General features: G+C 70.0%; 16 protein-coding genes and 3 pseudogenes. 9 read left to right on the forward strand and 10 right to left on the reverse strand.

All coding sequences use genetic code 11. From position 1 onward, the window contains the following. The first annotated feature begins 109 nt into the window (after nt 1-109). A complete protein-coding gene (locus tag PV734_RS16505) occupies nt 110-853 on the forward strand; it encodes an amino acid ABC transporter ATP-binding protein (RefSeq protein ID WP_319095738.1) in 744 nt (247 codons plus the stop codon). Between the two features lie 420 nt (nt 854-1,273). Here PV734_RS16505 and PV734_RS16510 read toward each other — a convergent pair whose 3' ends face one another. Genes PV734_RS16510 through PV734_RS16520 form a run of 3 tightly spaced genes read right to left on the reverse strand, consistent with a single transcriptional unit; the run spans nt 1,274 to nt 3,497 of the window. Beyond that, on the reverse strand, nt 1,274-2,770 hold the full coding sequence (locus PV734_RS16510) for a sugar porter family MFS transporter (RefSeq protein WP_415924220.1): 1,497 nt from the start codon (nt 2,768-2,770) through the stop codon (nt 1,274-1,276). Between the two features lie 23 nt (nt 2,771-2,793). Next, complete coding sequence (locus tag PV734_RS16515) at nt 2,794-3,138, reverse strand: hypothetical protein (RefSeq protein ID WP_319290054.1); 345 nt, start codon at nt 3,136-3,138, stop codon at nt 2,794-2,796. After that, nucleotides 3,138-3,497, reverse strand: coding sequence for an SDR family NAD(P)-dependent oxidoreductase (locus PV734_RS16520; RefSeq protein WP_319290056.1), 360 nt, complete (start codon nt 3,495-3,497; stop codon nt 3,138-3,140). Before PV734_RS16520 ends, PV734_RS16515 begins: the two co-directional genes overlap by 1 nt. 155 nt (nt 3,498-3,652) lie before the next feature. On the opposite strand from PV734_RS16520, the gene PV734_RS16525 reads away from it, so the two are divergent. Together PV734_RS16525 and PV734_RS16530 are read left to right on the forward strand one after the other, a co-directional pair. Further along, nucleotides 3,653-4,000 carry an AtaL-like protein gene (locus tag PV734_RS16525; protein WP_319095720.1) on the forward strand — a complete coding sequence of 116 codons (348 nt, stop codon included), beginning with the start codon at nt 3,653-3,655 and terminating at the stop codon, nt 3,998-4,000. Nucleotides 4,001-4,011: 11 nt separating this feature from the next. Then, a complete protein-coding gene (locus PV734_RS16530) occupies nt 4,012-4,371 on the forward strand; it encodes a nuclear transport factor 2 family protein (protein WP_319095719.1) in 360 nt (119 codons plus the stop codon). 223 nt (nt 4,372-4,594) lie between these two features. On the opposite strand, the gene PV734_RS16535 is transcribed toward PV734_RS16530, so the two are convergent. After that, a complete protein-coding gene (locus tag PV734_RS16535) occupies nt 4,595-5,386 on the reverse strand; it encodes a GntR family transcriptional regulator (protein WP_319095718.1) in 792 nt (263 codons plus the stop codon). Nucleotides 5,387-5,731: 345 nt separating this feature from the next. Between PV734_RS16535 and PV734_RS16540 the strand changes: the two are divergent. Beyond that, a pseudogene (locus tag PV734_RS16540) lies at nt 5,732-6,184 on the forward strand (transposase); the annotation flags it as partial. Nucleotides 6,185-6,473: 289 nt separating this feature from the next. On the opposite strand, the gene PV734_RS16545 reads toward PV734_RS16540, so the two are convergent. The 3 genes from PV734_RS16545 to PV734_RS16555 all read right to left on the reverse strand — a co-directional run bounded on the left by PV734_RS16545 (nt 6,474) and on the right by PV734_RS16555 (nt 10,278). Continuing rightward, nucleotides 6,474-8,273, reverse strand: a complete 1,800-nt coding sequence (locus tag PV734_RS16545; RefSeq protein ID WP_319290058.1) for a GAF domain-containing protein — start codon at nt 8,271-8,273, stop codon at nt 6,474-6,476. A gap of 131 nt (nt 8,274-8,404) precedes the next feature. After that, nucleotides 8,405-9,433 (reverse strand): type I glyceraldehyde-3-phosphate dehydrogenase, encoded by a 1,029-nt coding sequence (gene gap, locus PV734_RS16550; RefSeq protein ID WP_319290060.1) that lies wholly within the window; start codon nt 9,431-9,433, stop codon nt 8,405-8,407. A 149-nt stretch (nt 9,434-9,582) separates the two neighbouring features. Continuing rightward, nucleotides 9,583-10,278 (reverse strand): response regulator transcription factor, encoded by a 696-nt coding sequence (locus PV734_RS16555; RefSeq protein WP_319095715.1) that lies wholly within the window; start codon nt 10,276-10,278, stop codon nt 9,583-9,585. A 224-nt stretch (nt 10,279-10,502) separates the two neighbouring features. On the opposite strand from PV734_RS16555, the gene ppdK reads away from it, so the two are divergent. From ppdK to PV734_RS16580, 5 genes are all read left to right on the forward strand, one after another. Further along, nucleotides 10,503-13,199 (forward strand): pyruvate, phosphate dikinase, encoded by a 2,697-nt coding sequence (gene ppdK / locus PV734_RS16560; protein ID WP_319290062.1) that lies wholly within the window; start codon nt 10,503-10,505, stop codon nt 13,197-13,199. Between the two features lie 115 nt (nt 13,200-13,314). After that, nucleotides 13,315-13,728, forward strand: coding sequence for a hypothetical protein (locus PV734_RS16565; RefSeq protein WP_319095713.1), 414 nt, complete (start codon nt 13,315-13,317; stop codon nt 13,726-13,728). Between the two features lie 98 nt (nt 13,729-13,826). Then, a complete protein-coding gene (locus PV734_RS16570) occupies nt 13,827-14,555 on the forward strand; it encodes a CBS domain-containing protein (RefSeq protein WP_319290064.1) in 729 nt (242 codons plus the stop codon). 337 nt (nt 14,556-14,892) lie between these two features. Next, complete coding sequence (locus PV734_RS16575; RefSeq protein ID WP_319290065.1) at nt 14,893-16,464, forward strand: oleate hydratase; 1,572 nt, start codon at nt 14,893-14,895, stop codon at nt 16,462-16,464. A gap of 288 nt (nt 16,465-16,752) precedes the next feature. Continuing rightward, nucleotides 16,753-17,217, forward strand: coding sequence for a pyridoxamine 5'-phosphate oxidase family protein (locus PV734_RS16580; protein WP_319290066.1), 465 nt, complete (start codon nt 16,753-16,755; stop codon nt 17,215-17,217). A gap of 6 nt (nt 17,218-17,223) precedes the next feature. On the opposite strand, the pseudogene PV734_RS16585 reads toward PV734_RS16580, so the two are convergent. From PV734_RS16585 to argF, 3 genes and pseudogenes are all read right to left on the reverse strand, one after another. Next, nucleotides 17,224-17,634, reverse strand: a pseudogene (locus PV734_RS16585) (universal stress protein); the annotation flags it as partial. 342 nt (nt 17,635-17,976) lie between these two features. Further along, nucleotides 17,977-18,902: pseudogene (locus tag PV734_RS16590) on the reverse strand (carbamate kinase). A gap of 4 nt (nt 18,903-18,906) precedes the next feature. Further along, nucleotides 18,907-19,908, reverse strand: coding sequence for an ornithine carbamoyltransferase (gene argF, locus PV734_RS16595; protein WP_319290067.1), 1,002 nt, complete (start codon nt 19,906-19,908; stop codon nt 18,907-18,909). Nucleotides 19,909-19,923 lie beyond the last annotated feature (15 nt).

A 19,923-nucleotide genomic window follows, 5' to 3' on the forward strand; every position in this document is an offset into this window, starting at 1 on the left:
ACCGATCGGGAGTACAGCGGCGGCGAACGACGCGCACGACCGTGCCGCCGACGGGCGCACGGGCCCGACCGGCCCCGCGGATCCGTCGGCGGTGCTGTCGGCGCGCGGGATGGTCAAGGCTTTCGGTGCCGTACGGGTACTGAACGGTGTCTCCATGGACGTCCGGGCCCGCGAGGTGGTGGTCGTCGTCGGACCGTCCGGCTCGGGGAAGACGACGTTCCTGAGGTGCCTCAACCATCTGGAGAGCATCGACGAGGGAGAGATCCTCGTCCACGGACGCCGGGTCGGATACAAGGACGGTCAGGACCGACTGATCGAGGAGCGACCGAGGACGATCGCGGAACGCCGGCGCAACATCGGCTTCGTCTTCCAGCGCTTCAACCTCTTCCCGCACCTCACAGCCCTGGACAACGTGGCCGCCGCCCCCGTGAAGGTCCTGGGCGTGCCGAAGGCCGAGGCGAGAGAACAGGCGCACGCCCTGCTGGCCAGGGTCGGCCTCGCGCACAAGGCGTCCTCGCGGCCGTCCGTCCTCTCCGGAGGCCAGCAGCAGCGGGTCGCCATCGCGCGCGCCCTCGCCATGAAGCCGGAGCTGATGCTGTTCGACGAGCCCACGAGCGCGCTCGACCCGGAGATGGTCGGCGAGGTCGTCACCGTGATGAAGGAGCTGGTCGAGGACGGGCTGACCATGATCGTCGTCACCCATGAGATGGGTTTCGCACGGTCGGCCGCGGACCGGCTCGTCATGTTCGACCAGGGGGTCGTACTGGAGGAGGGGACACCCGCAAAGCTCATGACCGACCCCGGCCACCAGCGCACGCGCGCGTTCCTTCGGCGCATCGACGGGGACCATTGAGTGACGAGGGGCAGTCCCGCCGGATCGGCGGCCGAGAAGTCGTGACCGGCGTGTTCGTGCCGGTGAACGCCGGTCGCCGAACACCCACTGCCCGGTCGTGCCCGGGCCCGCTGTTGACGCGCCGGAACGCGGCGTCCCCACAACAGCGGGCCCGGCGCCGAGCAGTCGTGAACAAGGCAGGCACACACGACGGGCCTCCCCCGGTTGAGAACCACGTACCGCTCCCGGCTCCGAGTGGGCGGCCGAAGGTGAGAACCATCCACTTCGGCGGCCTTGTTGCCGCACGGCGGTCGCATCGCGGCACTCAAGGGCGAACCGTAGGTGTGGGGGGCCCGCCCTCACGTACCTCGTCGAACAGCAGCCGTGGAGTACCTCGATGAGCTGTCTCCGGCGGCAAGGCCCGCTCGAATCCGTCCTCCCTCACACCGCGGCCGTGTCCTCCAACTGCCTGCCCTTGGTCTCGCTGATCACGGTCAGCACGAAGACGCCGGACAGCAGCGCGAAGGCGGCGTAACAGGCGTACGTGGCCGACAGGTTCCACTCCGCCATGCGCGGGAAGCTCTCGGTGACTGCCCAGTTGGTGAGCCAGTTGAAGGCCGTCGCCACGGACATCGCGGCGGCCCGGATCCGGAACGGGAACATCTCGCCGACCATGACCCACAGGATGACGCCCCACGAGACGGCGAAGAAGAAGACGAAGGTGTGGGCCGCCACGAGTGCCACCGTGCCCTGAGTGTCGGGGATGGAGATGCCGTCGCCCGAGCCGGTCTTGTACGAGAAGGACCAGGACGCCAGGGCGAGGGACACGGCCATGCCCGCCGAGCCGATCAGGGCGAGCGGTCTGCGTCCGACACGGTCGATGAACAGCATCGCCACCACGGTGCCGACGATGTTGACGATCGAGGTGGAGAGACTGATCAGCAGCGAGCCGGACTGGTCGATGCCGACCGACTGCCAAAGGATGGACGAGTAGTAGAAGATGACGTTGATGCCGACGAGCTGCTGGAAGACGGCGAGCCCGATGCCCGCCCACACGATCGGCAGCAGCCCGAAGGAGCCGCCGAACAGGTCCTTTGTTCGGGGCTTGTGTGTGTGGCGCAGCGCGTGTTCGATCTCCGTGAGACGGGTCTCGACGTCCTGTGCGTCCGCCGCCGCACCGTGGACCTCGACCACGGCCCGTCGGGCCTCGTCGGTGCGGCCGCGGGCGACGAGGTAGTATGGGGACTCCGGGATGCGCGAGGTGAGGACGTAGTAGAGCACCGCGGGTACGACGGCGGCCAGGAGCATCCACTGCCAGGCGTCGAGGGGGCCCAAGGAGCTCTCGCTACGTCCGCCGGCGCCCTTGGCTATGCCCCAGTTGACGAGCTGGGAGGCGGTGATGCCGAGGACGATGGCTCCTTGCTGGAACGAGGCGAGGCGGCCTCGGTAGGCGGCGGGGGCGATCTCGGCGATATAGGTGGGGCCGATGAGCGAGGCCAGGCCGATGGCGACGCCGCCCAGGACGCGCCAGCCGCCCAGGTCCCAGACGGACCGCGCGAGCGCGGAGCCGACGGAGGTGACGGCGAAGAGGGCCGCGGCCGTGTGCATCACCCGCAGCCGACCCAGCCGGTCGGCGAACCGGCCCGCCACGGCGGCTCCCACGGCGGAGCCGAGCAGCGCGCCGGCCACGACCGTGCCCGTCTCCGTGGAGGACACGTCGAAGTGGTGCTGGATACCGATCACCGCGCCGTTGATGACAGCACTGTCGTAGCCGAACAGGAAGCCGCCGATCGCGGCCACAGCCGCGATGAAGACGATGCGCCCGAGCTCGCCGGGTGAGGGGGCGGCCGTACCGGCGAGCGGGTCGGGGTCGGTGCTCTTGCTCATGGTGGTGGCCTTCCGTTCAGGAGCCGGTGTGACAACAGGGCGGTTCGGCAGCGGATTTGGGCAGTGCGCCCAAGTCAGTCACCTGCCTCTGCGGGGAAGGGGAATCCGGCGATGGCACGGGCGGTCAACGTGTGCACGGTTCCTTCCGGCTGCTGTGTGTACAGAGCCGGCACCCGCTCGCCGATCCGGTCCGGGGTCACCACGCCAGGGCCGCCGCCCCCGCCTCGTTGACGGTCCTGAACATGTCCGACGAAGAGCTGATAGGAGCGCACCGCATGCTCGCGCGCCTCCGCGTCGAGGATCTGGGCCATGGCGAGCTGTGCGTGTCCCGCGATGGTGACGAGGCCGGCGTGCCGGTTGAACAGCAGGTTTCCCGGCCCGGCGATCAGGACGTGGGTGCCGTGCCCCTGGGCCGCCATCAGCGACAGCCCTCCTCGGTCTGCAGCAGTGCGGGACCCGACCAGTAACCGCCGAGCGAGCCGACCGTCAGATCCACTCGACCGTGGTCGGCCGTGACCTGAGCGAGCAGTTCGTACGCCTGACGGAAGTCGCCCACGTCTGTGACGCGCGTATCGAGCTTCGTGTCGTCCACACCGAACTCCGCGACGTAACGGCGCAGGTCGTCGAGGCGCGACGGTCCGCGGGACGGTACGACGACGGTGGCGCCTGAGCGCAGCCCGGCCCGGACGATGCCTTCGCCGATGTTGCCGGTGCCACCGGCGACGACCATGACGGCGGGACCGGTCGCCCTGGACGTGGCGCCTCTCTCTAACTGCATACACAACAGATACCAGATGATCTATACAGCCGGGGCAGTTCGCGTCAGCCTCTTTACCCAACCAGCCATAGTGTGCACACTTCAATAAATCGCACGCCCTCGATGACGGGGCACGCAGCGATGGTCGACGGATACCGGATCCGTGGAGGAGCACCATGATCGAAGTGAGCACGGTGACCGAGCGGTTCGACGGCGGTCTGGTGCGCGACATCGTGCACGTCGGCCGACCGGTGCGCGAGGTCGTCACGTTCTACCCCGAGCAGCGCGTGCACTTCGTGCGCACACACGGCACGGCCCGCGGCACGATCGACAACGAGATCGAGCTCGGTGACACCGGTCAGCCGGAGCTGACCTTCACGTTCCGCATCGTGGTGGACGGTGTCGAGCCGGGCAGCCCGGTGGAGAAGGAGTTCGCCGACCGCATGGAGGCGGACTACCTGGACGCGGTGCGGACGACTCTGAAGGCGGTACGCGACCGCGTCGCCTCCAACACCTCGGAATGAGTGGATCGGCCATGGCCAGTGATTTGACCAGCAGAGTCTTCGCCCTGGTCGACACCACCGACGCGGCGGGCTTCAGTCGGCTGTTCGCGCCCCAGGGTCGTCTGCGGTTCGCCAACAACGAGCCCATGACGGGGCCCGAAGCCATAGAGGCCGGGGTGAACGGGTTCTTCACCACCATCAAGGGCCTCGAACACACGGTGCTGCACGAGTGGGCCGACGGCTCCGACACGATCGTCGAACTCTCCGTCGACTACCACCGGTCGGACGGCGGCACGGTCACCGTTCCCGTCGTCAGCATCTGGCGCGTCGACGAGTCCGGGCTCATCGACGACTACCGGGTCTACTTCGACCTCGCCCCGGTCTACGCCTGACCTCGGCAGAACCAGTTCCGGCGACCACCAGACGTCGACGGTGAAGGTGAGGGGATCGGGGGAGCCGGCTGCCCGAGCGACCGTCGAAGCCCGGGCCTGGTTCCGCGACAACAACAGGTTGCGGCGCGTCGTCCGGCACGGGGCACGCGGACCACTGCGGCACCTCCACCTCGCTGCGACTCGCCACGAACAGGGACATATCGCCGGGCGGGCGTGCCAGTCGTCAGGGCTGAGTGCCGCCGGCGATACCCAGCGCGGTCCGCGTAGCCGTGGGCTCGTACTCCGGAGCGACGTCCGCCAACACGCTCAGAGCGGTGCGGGCGAGATGGCGGGCGATGACGCTCGCGGCCTCCGCCGGGCTGCCCGTACGCACTGCCTCCAACAGCGCCTCGTGATCCCTGTGCGCGCGGGCCCATGATCCGGGCACCCCGAGTTGGGCCAGCCGGATGTAGCGCTCGCTCTGTTCGGCCAGTGACACGAGCATGCGCTGCAGATGCGGCCCCACCCCGCGGGTCGCGATGCCGTGGAACTCCTTGTGCGCGGCGTACCACTCCTCCGGCCTGTCGTTGCCCGCCAGTTCCTGCATCCGCCGCAGGACTTCCCCCATGCGCTCGACGTCCGCAGGGGTGAGCAGCTTGGCTGTCATGCTGACGGCGAGCGTCTCCAGCATGATGCGCGCGCCGTACACCCCGTCAAGGTCCGCGGGGTCCACTCCTCTGACCCGGGCCCGCTGGTCCGGGCTCGCGTCGATGAGCCCTTCCTCTTGAAGCAGCCGGAACGCCTCACGCATCGGCGTACGGCTGACGCCCAGCTTCCGGGCCATCTCGGCCTGGAGCAGCACCGAGCCCGGAGGGAGTTCGCCGCTGAGGATCATGGTGCGTAGCCGCTCATGCATGTCCAGGGCGAGACGGCGTCCGCCCACAGCCGCTGCCGGGACAGCGTCCCGTGGTACGGACGAGACGTCGCCGTCGCCGTCGCCGGACACTTGGTCCTCGAGAGAATCACTCCTGCTCACGCCGGGAGTCTACCCAAGGTGTATGCAGCCAGTACGGGGAAGGGCAAGATCCCGGGCGATGACCTGCCCATGGGCCGCCATCAGGTCCACTCCGGCTCGGTGACTGTATCCACCTCACACGCCTCCTGCCTTTGAACCGCGCCGTCGGACGACGTCCACCACCCGGAGACGGGGAACGGGCCCGCTGCCGACCGTGGCGCTCCAGGGTCCGGCCGTAGAGTCCGTGCGCACAGACGTCGCCCGGATCGTGATCGAACAGCCTACGGAGCTCCGCCCCCGCAGGCGCCAGTCGCGCGAGTGGTGGCGAGCGCGGGTCAGCAGCGGGCACAGTCCGTCCTGGAGGGCATGACCGAGACCCGCCAGCCTGCCGCTGCACGTCTGCTCGCACACCGAGGACTTCTTCAACGTGCTCGGAAAGCGCTCGACGGGTCCGCTCGTCGACCTGTTGCCCCAGCACCGAGCCCACTTGAGCGGGTCGCACTCCGCGCTGCAAACGCCGTGGCAGAGCCTGCACGCCCACCTGGTGGAGGTGGTGCGGGAGGTGAGGGTCTGGGCCGCTCGCGCGGCGGGTTCACCACCAGGCTCCACCTGAGTGCGGACGGCCGCTGCCGCCCGCTGTCCCTGGTCGTCACACCAGGTCAGCGGGCGGACTGCACGCAGTTCAAGCCGGTTCTGGAGAAGATCCGCGTCCCGAAGCTCGGGCCGGGCCGGCCGCGCAAGACGCCGGACGGCGTCGCGGCCGACAAGGCGTACAGCAACGGGCCCTGCCGCGGCTATCTGCGGCAACGGGGCATCCGGCACACGATTCCCGAGAAGACCGACAGCCAGGCGCAAAAGGTCAAGCGGCGGACGGCCACCGGGCTTCGACGAGGAGCGGTACAAGAAGCGCGGGCTGCTGGTGGTGGACCCGTCCAGCCGGCGCGGCCGGGTCGACCGGCTGAAGGACCCGGCGAGGGCCGCCACGATCGGCAAGTTCAAGGTCCGCCTGGCGCATCTTGCCGGCCTGGACGCGCTCGGGCCGACCGGTGCATGGCTGCAAGGGGTCCCGCCGGGCAAGATCTCGCACTTCGCCGGCAGCGACGCGCCCCTACCTCTCACCCTCCGCTACCGGCACTCGCCACACCAAGGCACAGCCCCCGCTCGCCGGACTGCTCAACTCCAGCTCTCCGCCCAGCTGCTGGGCCCGCTCGGCCATGTTGCTCAGGCCGCTGCGCCGACCGTCGGCCGGAATCCCCACCCCGTTGTCGGTCACCGTCAGCCGCACCTCACGGCCGTCGGTCTCCAGGGCGACCCCGACCCGGTCTGCGCGGGCGTGACGGGCGACGTTGGTCAGCGCCTCGGACAGCACCGCCACGACGTGCTCGGCGGTCTCCTTGGGCACATGGGTGTCCAGGAGGCCGTCCATGCGCAGTCCGGGCGCGAACCCCAGCACCGGCGCGGCCTCGCCGACCGCGCGTACCACCCGGGCGCGCAGGCCCGGTTCGGAGACTCCGTCGCGCGCCCGTAGTCCGAAGATCGTCGACCTGATGATCTTGATGGTCTCGTCCAGGTCGTCCACCGCCCTCAGCACCCGCTCCGAGGCCTCCGCGTGGTCGATGAAGCGGCCTGCGCTCTGCAGCGTCATCCCGGTGGCGAACAGTCGCTGGATCGCCAGGTCGTGGAGGTCGCGGGCGATCCGGTCGCGGTCCTGGAGCACGGCGATCTGCGCGGCGTCGGCGCGGCGTTCCGCCAGCTCCATCGCGACCGCGGCCTGGGCGGCGAAGCCCTGGAGCGGTTCGGTCTCCTTCTCGGTGAAGACCGTGCGGCCCGCCTCGCGGACCAGCAGGACGATGCCTCGTACCCCGCCGGTGGTACCGATGGGCACGGCAACGGCCGGGCCGAGCCCGGTGTACCGCGCGGGACCTCCGGCCGGAACACTCCCCTGGCCTTCTGCGCCCTCGGTGTCTTCGGTGTCTTCGGTGCTCTCGCCCGGAAAAGCCACCGGCTCGTCACGGGAGACATCCGGGCTGGTGACGGGGGCGGCGCCGGAGAATGCCTTGCCGATCAGGCTGTCGTCCACGGGCAGGACCAGCCCGCGATGTGCCTCCGCCGCCTCCCCGATGGCCAGTTCCACGGTGAGGGAGTCGGTGCCCTCCATCGGTACGGCGACCACCGCGAGGGAGGCACCGGTGATCTCCCGGGCCCGTTCCGCGATGAGGGCGAGGACCTCGCCGCGGTCACTGCCCGACATCAGGGTGTGGGTGATCTCGGCGCTCGCCTGCAGCCAGCGCTCACGCAGCCTCGACTCCTCGTACAGGCGGGCGTTGTCGATCGCCACGCCGGCCGCGACGGCCAGCGTCGACAGGACCGACTCGTCCTCCTCGTCGAACTGCGCGCCGTCCCGTTTCTCGGTCAGGTAGAGGTTGCCGAAAACCTGCTCCCGCACCCGGATCGGCACTCCGACGAAGGAGTTCATCGGCGGGTGGTGGGGCGGGAAGCCGTAGGAGTTGGGGTGTTCGGAGATCTTCGTCAGGCGCAGGGGCTCGGGGTGACGGATCACCTCGCCGAGGATGCCGTGGCCCTCCGGGTAGGGCCCGATCGCCGCGATCTGCTGCTCGGTGAAGCCGACGGTCAGGAACTCCGACAGCCGTCTGCCGTCCGGTCCGATCACGCCCAGGGCCGCGTACTGAGCCTCGACCAGCACCGCCGCGGCCTCCACGATGCTGCGCAGCGCCTGTTCGAGGTCCAGTTCACGCCCGACCGAGAGCACTGCCTCCAGCAGGCTGTGCACTCGGTCGCGGGTGCCGCGAGCAGCGTCCAGACGGGCCTGGAGTTCCTCCAGCAGCTCGTCCAGCCTCAACTGAGGGAGCTTGACGCGGGCTTCCCTGGGCTGCTTGGGGCTTCCCACCGACGTTCCTCCAGGTCCCCTACAACGCGCCGGCAACCGGCCGCAGCGCTCTGGGTGACACCGTATCGGTCCGTCGGAGAGGGCGGTACTGGATCACATACAACAGTCGGGGCCCGAGCTGTCGCTGACAGTCATCGCTGAGGAAGGCGGTCGACCACGTACTCAGTGAGGTCGAGGAGCCGGTTGGTGTACCCCCACTCGTTGTCGTACCAGCCGAACACCTTCACGAGGTTTCCGTGGGCCTGGGTGAGCGGGGCGTCGAAGACGCAGGAAGCGGGGTCGCCGATGACGTCACGGGAGACGATCGGGGCGTCGGACACCCGCAGAATGCCCTTCAGTGGTCCGTCGGCGGCCGTCCGGAACACGGTGTTGATCTCGTCGGCGGTCACCTCCCGGTCCAGTACGAGGGTCAGGTCGGTGAGGGAGCCGTCCTCGACGGGGACGCGGACAGCGATGCCGTCGAGGGTGCCGGCCAGCTCCGGCAGGACCAGGCCCACGGCGCGGGCCGCCCCGGTGCTGGTCGGGATGATGTTCACGGCGGCGCTCCGGCCACGTCGGAGGTCCTTGTGCGGGCCGTCCAGGACGACCTGGTCGTTGGTGTAGCCGTGGATGGTGGTCATCAGACCCTTGTCGATACCGAAGGCGTCGTCGAGGACCTTCACCATCGGCGCCACGCAGTTGGTGGTGCACGAGGCGTTCGAGACGACGTGGTCGCTCTCCGGGTTGTACGTGCCCTCGTTGACGCCCATCACGATGGTGGCGTCGACTCCCTTGCCCGGTACGGACAGCAGCACCTTGCGGGCGCCGCCTTTCAAGTGCAGTCCGGCGTCCTCGCGGCCGCGGAAACGTCCGGTGGACTCGATGACGACGTCCACGCCGAGGCCGGTCCAGTCCAGGGCGGCGGGGTCGCGTTCGGCGGTCACGGCGACGCGGTGGCCGTCGACCGTGATCGAGGTGTCGTCATGCTCGACCGTGCGGTGCAGCCTGCCGTAGGTCGAGTCGTACTCCAGGAGATGGGCGAGCGCGGCCGGGGAGGTGAGGTCGTTGACCGCCACCACCTCGACCGGGGTGCCGGCCGCTGTCTCCGCGCGCTCCAGCACACAGCGCAGGTAGTTGCGCCCGATGCGCCCGAAGCCGTTGATTCCCACGCGCACGGTCATGTCCGTCGTCCTCCCGATCGGTGCCCGGTGAAGTCCGGGTGCGCTGCACAGCCTGCTGGTGGCGCACCGGACGGCACTTGGGCCTTACGGGGACGAACTGAGGGACCTTCGGGCCGGGCGGCTCGCCGTGGCCATGAGCCGGAGGGGGCTCAGTGGCCTTCGTGCTTGAGCCGGTCCTCGGCCTGGGTGGCGATGACGGCGGCCTGGACGCGACGCTCCACGCCGAGCTTCGCCAGCAGGCGCGAGATGTGATTCTTCACCGTCTTCTCGGCGAGGAACAGCCGTTGCCCGATCTGACGGTTGGTCAGTCCCTCACCGATCAGAGCCAGGATCTCCCGCTCCCGGTCGGTCAGGCCCGGCAGCGCCTCCGGGGCCTCCGCCGGCTGCTGGCCCTCGCGGAGACGGGTCATCAGCTTGGTGGTGGCGCTCGCGTCGAGGAGGGACTGGCCCCGGGCCACCGTGCGCACCGCGGACACCAGGTCGGAGCCCTGGATCTGCTTCAGCACGTACCCGGACGCCCCCGCCATGATCGAGTCGAGGAGCGCCTCCTCGTCGTCGAACGAGGTCAGCATCAGGCAGGCCAGCTCCGGCATGCGCGAGCGCAGTTCCCGGCAGACGGTCACTCCGTCGCCGTCGGGCAGACGGACGTCCAGGACGGCCACCTGCGGACGCAGCGCGGGGACACGCACCAGGGCCTGCTCGACGGTGCCGGCCTCACCGACCACGGTGATGTCCGGCTCGTCGTTCAGCAGGTCGCGCACTCCGCGCCGTACCACCTCGTGGTCGTCCAGCAGGAAGACCCGGATCGCGCCGTCGTCGGTGCCAGGCCGCTCACTGTCCGCCATCAGTCGCTCCTCGTCATGTGTCCGTGCCGATGCCCGTCCATCGCGGAACCAGCCTCACCACCCGAGATCATTCTCGACCCGGGGCCGAAGGACCAGGGCCTGTCGGCCCTGATTCCGGACCAGGTCGGGACTGCAGGCACCTGCCGCCCGGTCGGCGCCCGACCGACGGTGGAAAGGGCAGGAAGCCCACGCAGCCATCGTACGAAGCTGAGGAGCACGGCGTCATGGTCCGTTACGTGTACGACTTCCACGAGGGCGGCCGTGACCTGGCCGGCCTGCTCGGCGGCAAGGGCGCGAACCTGGCCGAGATGACCCGGCTGGGCCTCCCCGTCCCGCCGGGGTTCGTCATCACCACGGAGGCCTGCCGGGCATTCCTGACCACCGGTGCGGAACCGGACGGCATGTCCCAGGAGATCTCCCGGCATCTCACCGGGCTGGAATCAGCTGCCGGACGGCTGCTGGGGCAGCCCGACAACCCGCTGTTGCTCTCCGTCCGCTCCGGCGCCCGCTTCTCCATGCCCGGCATGATGGAGACGGTCCTCGACATCGGCCTGAACGACGAATCCGTCCTGGGCCTGGCCAAGGTCTCCGGGAACGAACGCTTCGCCTGGGACTCCTACCGCCGACTCGTGCAGATGTTCGGTAATACGGTGATGGGTGTCGACTCCGCCCTGTTCGAGCGGGCCATGGGAGCGCTGAAGGAAACCCGGGGCGTCACGGACGACCTGCACCTGGACGCGAGCGACCTCGCCGAACTCGTCGAGGAATACAAGAACCTCATCGTCGACGAGACGGGCGAGGCCTTCCCGCAGTCCCCCGCCGAACAGTTGCGCCGTGCCGTCCTCGCCGTCTTCCAGTCGTGGAACGGCGAACGCGCCCGCCTCTACCGGCGCCGCGAGCACATCCCCGACGACCTGGGCACCGCGGTCACCGTGCAGCGCATGGTCTTCGGCAACCTGGGCCACGACTCCGGGAGCGGTGTCGCCTTCACCCGGGACCCGGCCACCGGCCGTCCCGGCCTGTACGGCGACTACCTGGCCGACGCACAGGGCGAGGACGTCGTCGCCGGCATCCGCAACACCGTGCCGCTGGCCGAGCTGGAGCGGCTGGACCCGACGTCGTACGGGCAGCTGCGCGAGCACATGCGGACACTGGAGCGGCACTACCGGGACCTGTGCGACATCGAGTTCACCATCGAGCGCGGCACTTTGTGGATGCTGCAGACCCGGGTCGGCAAGCGCACCGCCGAGGCCGCGTTCGCCATCGCCGCCGAACTGATCGACGAGGGGATCGTCACCCCGGACGAGGCTTTGGCGCGGGTGAGCGGGGAGCAGCTCGCCCGGCTGATGTTCCCCCGCTTCGACGCCTCCGCGACCGGCGACGCGCTCGCCCACGGCCTGCCGGCCTCGCCCGGTGCCGCCGTCGGCGCGGCCGTGTTCGACTCCGCCGAGGCCGTACGGCGCGCCGCGGCCGGCGAGAAGGTCGTCCTGGTCCGCCAGGAGACGACTCCCGACGATCTGCCCGGCATGGTCGCCGCCCAGGCCGTGCTGACCAGCCGCGGAGGCAAGACCAGCCACGCGGCCGTCGTCGCCCGAGGCATGGGCGAGGTCTGCGTCTGCGGTGCCGAGGAAATCACCGTGGACATCGACGCCCGCCGCTTCACCACCCGTGACGGCACCGTCGTCGAGGAGGGCACAGTCATCTCGGTGGACGGCTCCACCGGTGCCGTGTACGCCGGTGCGGCGGCGCTGGTCGACTCCGCGGTCATCCGCCACCTGGAGACCGGTGAGCGCGGGGAGCACTCCGCCCGTGTGGTCGACGCGGTGGCCCGCGCTCTCCAACAGGCCGACGGCGTACGGCGGTTGGAGGTGCGCGCCAACGCGGACACCCCCGAGGACGCCGCGCGGGCCCGGCGGTTCGGTGCCCAGGGCATCGGCCTGTGCCGCACGGAGCACATGTTCCTCGGCGAACGCCGCAAGCTGGTCGAGGAGATGATCCTGGCCGACACGGACGCCGCCCGAGAGCGTGCACTCGACGCCCTGCTCCCGCTCCAGCGCCAGGACTTCACCGGGATCCTTGAGGCGATGGACGGCCTGCCCGTCACCATCCGTCTCCTCGACCCGCCACTGCACGAGTTCCTGCCCGACCGCACCGACCTCGCTGTCCGTATCGCCACCGCCGACGCCCAGGGTGCCGCGCCCGACCCGCACGACACCGAACTCCTCGCGGCTGTCAGCCGTATGCACGAGGAGAACCCGATGCTCGGCCTGCGCGGCGTACGCCTCGGCCTGGTGATCCCCGGTCTGGTCGCCATGCAGGTACGGGCGATCGCGGAGGCGGTCGTCGAACGCGTCCGGGCCGGAGGCTCCCCCGAGGCGGAGATCATGGTGCCGCTGGTCGGCGCCGTCGAGGAACTGCGCATCGAACGCGAGGTGGTGGAACACGTCCTGGCCCAGGTGGCCGAGGAGACCGGCGTCCCCGTGCACTGCCCGGTCGGCACGATGATCGAGCTGCCACGGGCCGCCCTCACCGCCGGCCGCATCGCCGAGGAGGCGGAGTTCTTCTCCTTCGGCACCAACGACCTCACCCAGACCACCTGGGGCTTCTCCCGCGACGACGTCGAGGCCGCCTTCTTCTCCGCCTACCTCGACAAGGGCATCTTCGCCACCTCCCCCTTCGAGACGATCGACCGTGCGGGCGTCGGCCGACTGGTCGGCATCGCGGTCGCCGAAGGCCGCGCCACCCGCCCCGACCTGAAGATCGGCGTCTGCGGTGAACACGGCGGGGACCCCGACTCCGTCCACTTCTTCCACGCCGCGGGACTCGACTACGTCTCCTGCTCGCCGTTCCGCGTCCCGGTCGCCCGTCTGGAGGCCGGACGGGCGGCGCTGACGGGGTCCGAGGGCAGCGACAGCAGGTGAGGCAAGCCCGTCCGGTCCCTGATCCGGGGCCGGGCGGCCCTGGGCCGAGGCGGGCGCGCAGAGCAGTCTGGAGCCACAGCCCAAACGATCAGAAAGACCCGAAGGAGTGGAGCACATGACCGCAAGGGACACCGGAACCCGCGTCACCACCGACACGGTGCTCGTACGGGCCGAGGGCGACGTGGACGAGGAAGCCCTCGCCTACGTCCGTGCCAAGGTCGACGCGGCTCTGGGCCGGCCGGGACTTCCGGCCGTCAGCGGCGAGGTGCGGATCACCAGGGCCCAGGCGCACCACAGCGATCAGCCGTGGTCCGCCGGGGCCGAGATCACCGTGGGGAGCACCCTCGTGGTGGTGCACGCCCGGGAAGCGAGCGCGCACGAGCTTGCCGACCGGCTGCAGGAGCGGCTGCGCAGCCAGGCCGACCAGGTCGCGCACCGTGGAGACGCGGCCCGCAGGTCGGCCACACCGCCGCCGTGGCGGGGCGGGCCGCCCGTCGGGCCGACACAGACCGAAGCGACGGACGGCTGAAGAGGCCGGGGCGCCATGGACCCGGATGCGCCGGGTGAGTGCGGGCGAAGCCCCGTCACCCGGCGCATCCGGCAAGGACTCCGCCCCTTCTCCCGCCGATGACGGAGGAACACACCGTGAAGATCCACACAGTGGGCGATGTGATGACCGACGAGGTCGTTCAGGCGCACCGCGAGACCCCGTTCAAGGACGTGGTCCGACTGCTGGACGCCCATCGGATCAGCGGGCTGCCTGTCGTCGACCACGACGACAAAGTGATCGGGGTGGTCTCCGGGACCGACCTGGTGCGCGGTCAGGCGGCCCGGGCCGGTGGACGCCGGGACCGCAGTTACCGGCTGCCGCGCCTGCGACGTCCGGGGCACCGAGCGGCTCCCGGGGCGCTTGCCAGCACCGCCGGCGAACTGATGTCCACACCCGCGATCACGGTGCATCCGGAGCAACCCGTCCCGGACGCCGCGCGGGTGATGGAGCGCCACGGAATCGAGCGGCTTCCCGTGGTGGACGAGGAGGACCGGCTCATCGGCATCGCCACCCGCCGGGACCTGCTACGGGTCTTCCTGCGCACGGACGAGGACATCCGCCGGCAGGTGACCGACGAGATCCTGGGCGCCGCTCCCGGCCTGCCGCCCGACGCCGTCGTCGTCTCGGTACGCGACGGCCTGGTCACGCTCGAAGGGCGCCTGGAACACCGTACCGACATCGCTCACGCCGTCCGGTCGACCTGGCAGGTGGGCGGGGTCGTCGGGGTGTTCAGCGGCCTGACCTTCCGCCTCGACGGCGACCGTCCGGCCGAGAAGGGCCCCTCCCGGGGGATCACCGGGCATTGACGCGCACCGGCCCGCCGTACAAGCAGTTCGGCCCGGGGGCCGCTCGGCCCGCCCTGACCGGGACCCGGGGTCAGCTCAGCCGTAGTCCGCACAACCACATGACCGGCGTCCGACGGGTCCGACGGAGCTGAGCGACATCGAACTCCCGGGCAGCGTCACCGTGTTCCCGCGCGGTCGCGCGCCCTCATGCCGGAGGTACACGGACAACCGCCGGGTCCCGCGCAGAGGGCCGTCCGGACCGGCGAGGCGGCCCAACGGCCCACAGACAGGACCCCGCCCCACAGGAAACCGTGGATGCGCGGTTACCGATCGACTGGCGAGCACGAGGAGTTGTGTGATGGCGAAGGCATATCTGGTGGGCAGCGGAATCGCGGCGCTGGCCGCGGCCACGTTCCTGATCCGGGACGGCGGCTTCAAGGGTTCCGACATCCACCTCTTCGAGGAACAGCGGACCCTTGGCGGCAGTCTGGACGCGGGCGGCACGCCGGACACCGGCTACACCATGCGCGGCGGGCGCATGTTCGAGGCCGAGTTCCGCTGCACCTACGACCTGCTGTCCGGCATCCCCACCCTCGACGACCCGGCCGTCTCCGTGACCGAGGAGATCCTGGCCGGACACGAGGACTTCGCCTGGGACGACATCGCCCGGCTCGTCGACGGGAACGGCAAGATCGTCGACGTGACCTCCATGGGGTTCTCCGAACGCGACCGGCTGGAACTGGTCCGCTGCCTGGCCACCCCGGAAGGACACCTGGACGGCAAGAAGATCACCGACTGCTTCGGCGAACACTTCTTCACCACCAACTTCTGGTTCATGTGGTGCACCACGTTCGCCTTCCAGCCCTGGCACAGCGCCATCGAGTTCCGCCGCTACCTGAGGCGCTTCGTCCACCTGTTCTCCGAGTTCGCCTCCATGTCGGGCATCCACCGGACCCGCTACAACCAGTACGACTCCATCGTCCGCCCCCTGACCGCCTGGCTCCGCGAGCAAGGCGTCACCGTGCGCACCGGCTGCCACGTCACCGACCTCGGGTTCGCCCCGGGCGTCGGGCACGGCACGGTCGAGACCATCTACCTGAACCGGGACGGTTTCGACGAGGAGATCACCGTCGCGCCCGAGGACCTGGTCCTCGTCACGAACGGCTCCATGACGGACGCCTCCGGCCTCGGCTCGCACACCTCCGCGCCGCCACCGGCCCCGCACCGCTCGGACGCCTGGCTGCTGTGGCACCGGCTGGCCCGCGGACGTGACGACTTCGGTGATCCCGCCGTCTTCGACAAGCACGTCAAGGAGTCTCTCTGGGAGTCGTTCACGGTCACCACGAAGGGCTCCGCGTTCCTCGATGCTCTCGAGGAGTTCAGCGGCCGTCCGGCCGGCAAGGGCGGTCTGATGACCTTCACCGACTCCAACTGGCTGCTCAGCATCGTCGCCAACCGGCAGCCCGTCTACCGCGACCAGCCGGAGGACGTGTCCGTCTGGTGGGGCTACGGCCTGTTCCCCGGCCGCACCGGCAACCACACGCCCAAGCCGATGACCATGTGCTCCGGCCGCGAGATCCTCGAAGAGGTCCTGCACCATCTCCCGTTCGACGAGCGGACAGCAGCCCGGATCCTGGAGACGTCCACCGTCGTGCCCTGTGTGATGCCGTACATCACCAGCCAGTTCCTGGCCCGTCGCCGCGACGACCGGCCCCGGGTCGTCCCCGAGGGATCGGTGAACCTCGCCTTCATCGGCCAGTTCGCGGAGGTGCCCGACGATGTCGTCTTCACCGTCGAGTACTCCGTACGCACCGCCTGGACGGCGGTCGCGCAGCTCCTGAAGCTGCGCAAGCAGCCGCCGGAGGTCTACAAGGGCCACCACGACCCCCACGTACTGGCCTCCGCCCTGGAGACCATGCACCGCCGGTAGACCACCCGGTTCGAGGGACGACCGGTCCCCGGTCGGGACCATCGGCACCCACGGGAACAGCGTGGTCCGAGAGACAGTGAAGACAGGAGCGGCACCGATCCCCCGCGGTGCCGCTCCGTACAGGTTGATACGCCCTCAGCCGCGCGAAGCAGGGACCACCGGACGCCGACCGAGGCCGAACGGCCCTGGTGCGAGATGCTCCCGCGCGGCTCGAATGACCCGATCAGGCCCACGCGTGGCTCTGGGAGACAGTGAACTGTGAGTGACCCATCGATACGGAAACCTGCCATGGCCGACGACAACGACCCGTCGAGCTCCTCAGGAGCGCACACGAGTGTCGAGTTGGACGGGGACGAAGCGCTGCGGCTGCTGGGCAGTGTGTCCTTGGGGCGGGTCGTCTTCACCCGGCACGCGCTGCCGACCGTCCGCCCGGTCAACCACGTCCTGGTCGACGGCGACATCGTCATCCGAACCCACGGTGACGCCGCGCTGGCCCGGTACGCCCGGCAGCCCGGGGGTGCGGGGGCCGTCGTCGCCTACGAGGCCGACGACATCGACCCCGGCACACACACCGGGTGGAGCGTGGTCGTCACCGGCTATGCGTGGCTGGTCACCGATCCGCGGGAACTGGCCCGCTACCGGGCCTTGTTGCGCCCCTGGGTGACGCAGCGGATGGATCACGCCATCCGCATCCACCCCGATCTGATCACCGGGCTCCGTCTCACGGACCACGCCCCGCCCCCGTTCCCCTGAGCGGCGTCAGTCGTGCGGCACCACCGCGACCGGTGCGACCGCGTGCTGGAGGACCGTGCGGGCCACCGGACCGACGTGCGAGCCGAGCGAGCCCTCTCGGCTGCGGCGCCCGACGACGATCAGTGACGCGTCACGCGAGACGTCCACCAGGTGCGCACCGGCGTCCCCGACCACGGCCTCCTCCGTCACCTCGACGCCCGGGAACTTGTCCTGCCAGGGGCGGAGCACGCCTTCCGATGTCGGCCCGTCCTGGGCCGGGCCGGCGTCATCCGCAGGAGCGGAGGGGGAGGTCTCGGCGCCCCAGCCGTGGATCACACGCAGCCTGGTGGCGCGCCTGGACGCGGCGTCGAACGCGAATTCCAGAACGTCGTCGTCGGGAGCGCGCAGGTCCAGCCCCAGCACCACGTCACGGTACGGAGGGGAATCTCGTACAGCGCGGCCTCACACGCGGCCCTCCCCCACTGTCTGAAAGGCGTGGGTGGTACCCCCAGGCCGCGGCGAGGCTTTCGTTCGAGCCGTCCAGACCAACGGTGACGGTACGGGACATGAGTGGGCCTCCTTCGGGAATGTGCTCCCACTCTCGTGTCCCCCGCGCCTGCGGCACGAGGGACCGTAGGTCCCTGAGTGCGGACCAGGCGGTCCCTGTGGCGGGAGAGTTCCGTACCTCGGATCATGCATGTCCTGCGGTTCGCGTGTCTGTGGTTCGTGGTCGTCGCGGGGAACACCGGACGACCCGGTCGCTCCTTCCCTTCCGGGTCTTCAGCCGCCCGTGAGTTCCGGGCGGATCAACGTGCCCGACCTGCCGTGCACGATCTCGTACGCCGCGTCCAGGGCGCCGATGGCGGCCAGGCCTCCGGTGCGTTCGACGAACCGGGCGGCGGCCTCGGCCTTGGGCCCCATAGAGCCGTCCGGGAAGCCCCGGCGGCGCAGCTCGGCGGGGGTGGCGTCGAGGACGGGTTGCTGAGCGGCTGTCCCGTAGTCCTCGTACACGCAAGGGACGTCGGTGAGGATGAGCAGGAAGTCGGCCTTCAGGTCCTCGGCCAGCAGGGCGGCCGTGAGGTCCTTGTCGATGACGGCCTCCACTCCCGTCAGCGCGCCGGTGTCGTTGTCCGCGGTGACGGGGACGCCCCCGCCGCCCGCGCAGATCACCAACGTGCCGCTGTTCAGCAGCTCATGGACGGTGTCGGTCTCCACGATCCGTTCCGCACGGGTGAGGGCACGACGCGGCGCCAGCCGGTGGTGGTGTCCTGCGCGATGTGCCAGCCTCGCTGGTGGGCGAGGGAGCGGGCCACGTCTCGGGGGTAGACCTGGCCGACGAACTTGGTGGGCCGTGCGAACGCGGGATCGTCGGCCCGGACAAGGGTGTGGGTGACGAGGGTGGCGATGCGGCGGCCCGGCAGGACGTCATGCAGGGTGCAGGCCAGCAGCGAGCCGATCATGCCCTGGGTCTGGGCACCGAGCAGGTACAGCGGGTAGGGGACGCTGAGGTCGGGATCGGCCGCGCTCTCCACGGCGAGCAGACCGATCTGGGGGCCGTTGCCGTGCGTGATGACGATTTCGTGCTCGCGGGCCAGGGCAGCCAGCGCGGTGGCGACGCGGTCGATGTTGGCCTGCTGGACGGCGGCGTCGGGACGTTCGCCCCTGTGGAGCAGGGCATTGCCGCCCAGGGCGACGACTATGCGCATGGCTTCAGTCCTCCAAGGTGGCGACGAGTACGGCCTTGATGGTGTGCAGCCGGTTCTCCGCCTGCTCGAAGACCAGCGACGCGGGTGAGGCGAAGACGTCGTCGGTGACTTCGAGTCCGTCCAGGCCATAGGCCTCGAAGAGGTCCTGGCCGAGGCGGGTACTGCGGTCGTGCAGGGCCGGCAGGCAGTGCATGAACCGGACGTCCGGGTTACCGGTGGCGGCCAGCGTCTTGTCGTTGACCTGGTACGGCAGCAACAGCTCGATCCGCTCGCGCCAGGTGTCGGCGGGCTCGCCCATGGAGACCCAGACGTCGGTGTGCAGGAAGTCGGCACCGTGTACGGCGGTCTCGATGTCCTCGGTGATCGTGATCCGGGCGCCGCTGCGCTCGGCCAGGTCCCGGCAGGTGGTGATCAGTTCGGGGTCGGGCCACAGCCGGGCGGGGGCCGCGATGCGGACGTCCATGCCGAGCAGGGCGCCCATGGTCAGCAGCGAGTTGCCCATGTTGTTGCGGGCGTCTCCGAGGTAGCAGTAGGCGATGTCGGGCAGCGGCTTGCGGCTGTGTTCGCGCATGGTGAGGACGTCGCACAGACTCTGGGTGGGGTGCGCGGTGTCGGTCAAGCCGTTGTAGACGGGTATGCCGGAGTAGGCGGCGAGATCGGTGACCAGCGACTGGGCCGAGCCCCGGTACTCGATGGCGTCGAACATGCGACCGAGTACGCGGGCGGTGTCGGCGATGGACTCCTTGGCGCCGATGTGGGTGTCGCCGGGGCCCAGGTAGGTGGTCGCGGCGCCTTGGTCGGCGGCGGCGACCTCGAAGGCGCAGCGGGTGCGGGTGGAGGTCTTCTCGAAGATGAGTGCGAGGTGCTTTCCGGTCAGCCGGGGCTGCTCGGTGCCTGCGCGCCTGGCCGCCTTGAGGGTGGCTGCCAGGTCGAGGAGATAGTGGATCTCGGGGGCGGTGAAGTCGAGTTCGCTCAGGTAGGAGCGGCCTCGCAGGTCGACGGTCATGATGGTTCCCCTTGC

Source organism: Streptomyces sp. AK08-02, from assembly GCF_033795085.1.
GTDB classification, from domain to species: Bacteria; Actinomycetota; Actinomycetes; order Streptomycetales; family Streptomycetaceae; genus Streptomyces; species Streptomyces echiniscabiei.

What these genes read in the sequence shown, in the direction of transcription:
- PV734_RS16530 (WP_319095719.1), top strand. Translation starts at nt 4,012, where the DNA reads ATGGCCAGTGATTTGACCAGCAGAGTCTTCGCCCTGGTCGACACCACC.
- ppdK (WP_319290062.1), top strand. Translation starts at nt 10,503, where the DNA reads ATGGTCCGTTACGTGTACGACTTCCACGAGGGCGGCCGTGACCTGGCC.
- PV734_RS16515 (WP_319290054.1), bottom strand. Translation starts at nt 3,138, where the DNA reads ATGGCGGCCCAGGGGCACGGCACCCACGTCCTGATCGCCGGGCCGGGA.
- PV734_RS16575 (WP_319290065.1), top strand. Translation starts at nt 14,893, where the DNA reads ATGGCGAAGGCATATCTGGTGGGCAGCGGAATCGCGGCGCTGGCCGCG.
- PV734_RS16520 (WP_319290056.1), bottom strand. Translation starts at nt 3,497, where the DNA reads ATGCAGTTAGAGAGAGGCGCCACGTCCAGGGCGACCGGTCCCGCCGTC.
- PV734_RS16580 (WP_319290066.1), top strand. Translation starts at nt 16,753, where the DNA reads ATGGCCGACGACAACGACCCGTCGAGCTCCTCAGGAGCGCACACGAGT.
- argF (WP_319290067.1), bottom strand. Translation starts at nt 19,908, where the DNA reads ATGACCGTCGACCTGCGAGGCCGCTCCTACCTGAGCGAACTCGACTTC.
- PV734_RS16565 (WP_319095713.1), top strand. Translation starts at nt 13,315, where the DNA reads ATGACCGCAAGGGACACCGGAACCCGCGTCACCACCGACACGGTGCTC.
- PV734_RS16570 (WP_319290064.1), top strand. Translation starts at nt 13,827, where the DNA reads ATGACGGAGGAACACACCGTGAAGATCCACACAGTGGGCGATGTGATG.
- PV734_RS16505 (WP_319095738.1), top strand. Translation starts at nt 110, where the DNA reads ATGGTCAAGGCTTTCGGTGCCGTACGGGTACTGAACGGTGTCTCCATG.
- gap (WP_319290060.1), bottom strand. Translation starts at nt 9,433, where the DNA reads ATGACCGTGCGCGTGGGAATCAACGGCTTCGGGCGCATCGGGCGCAAC.
- PV734_RS16525 (WP_319095720.1), top strand. Translation starts at nt 3,653, where the DNA reads ATGATCGAAGTGAGCACGGTGACCGAGCGGTTCGACGGCGGTCTGGTG.
- PV734_RS16555 (WP_319095715.1), bottom strand. Translation starts at nt 10,278, where the DNA reads ATGGCGGACAGTGAGCGGCCTGGCACCGACGACGGCGCGATCCGGGTC.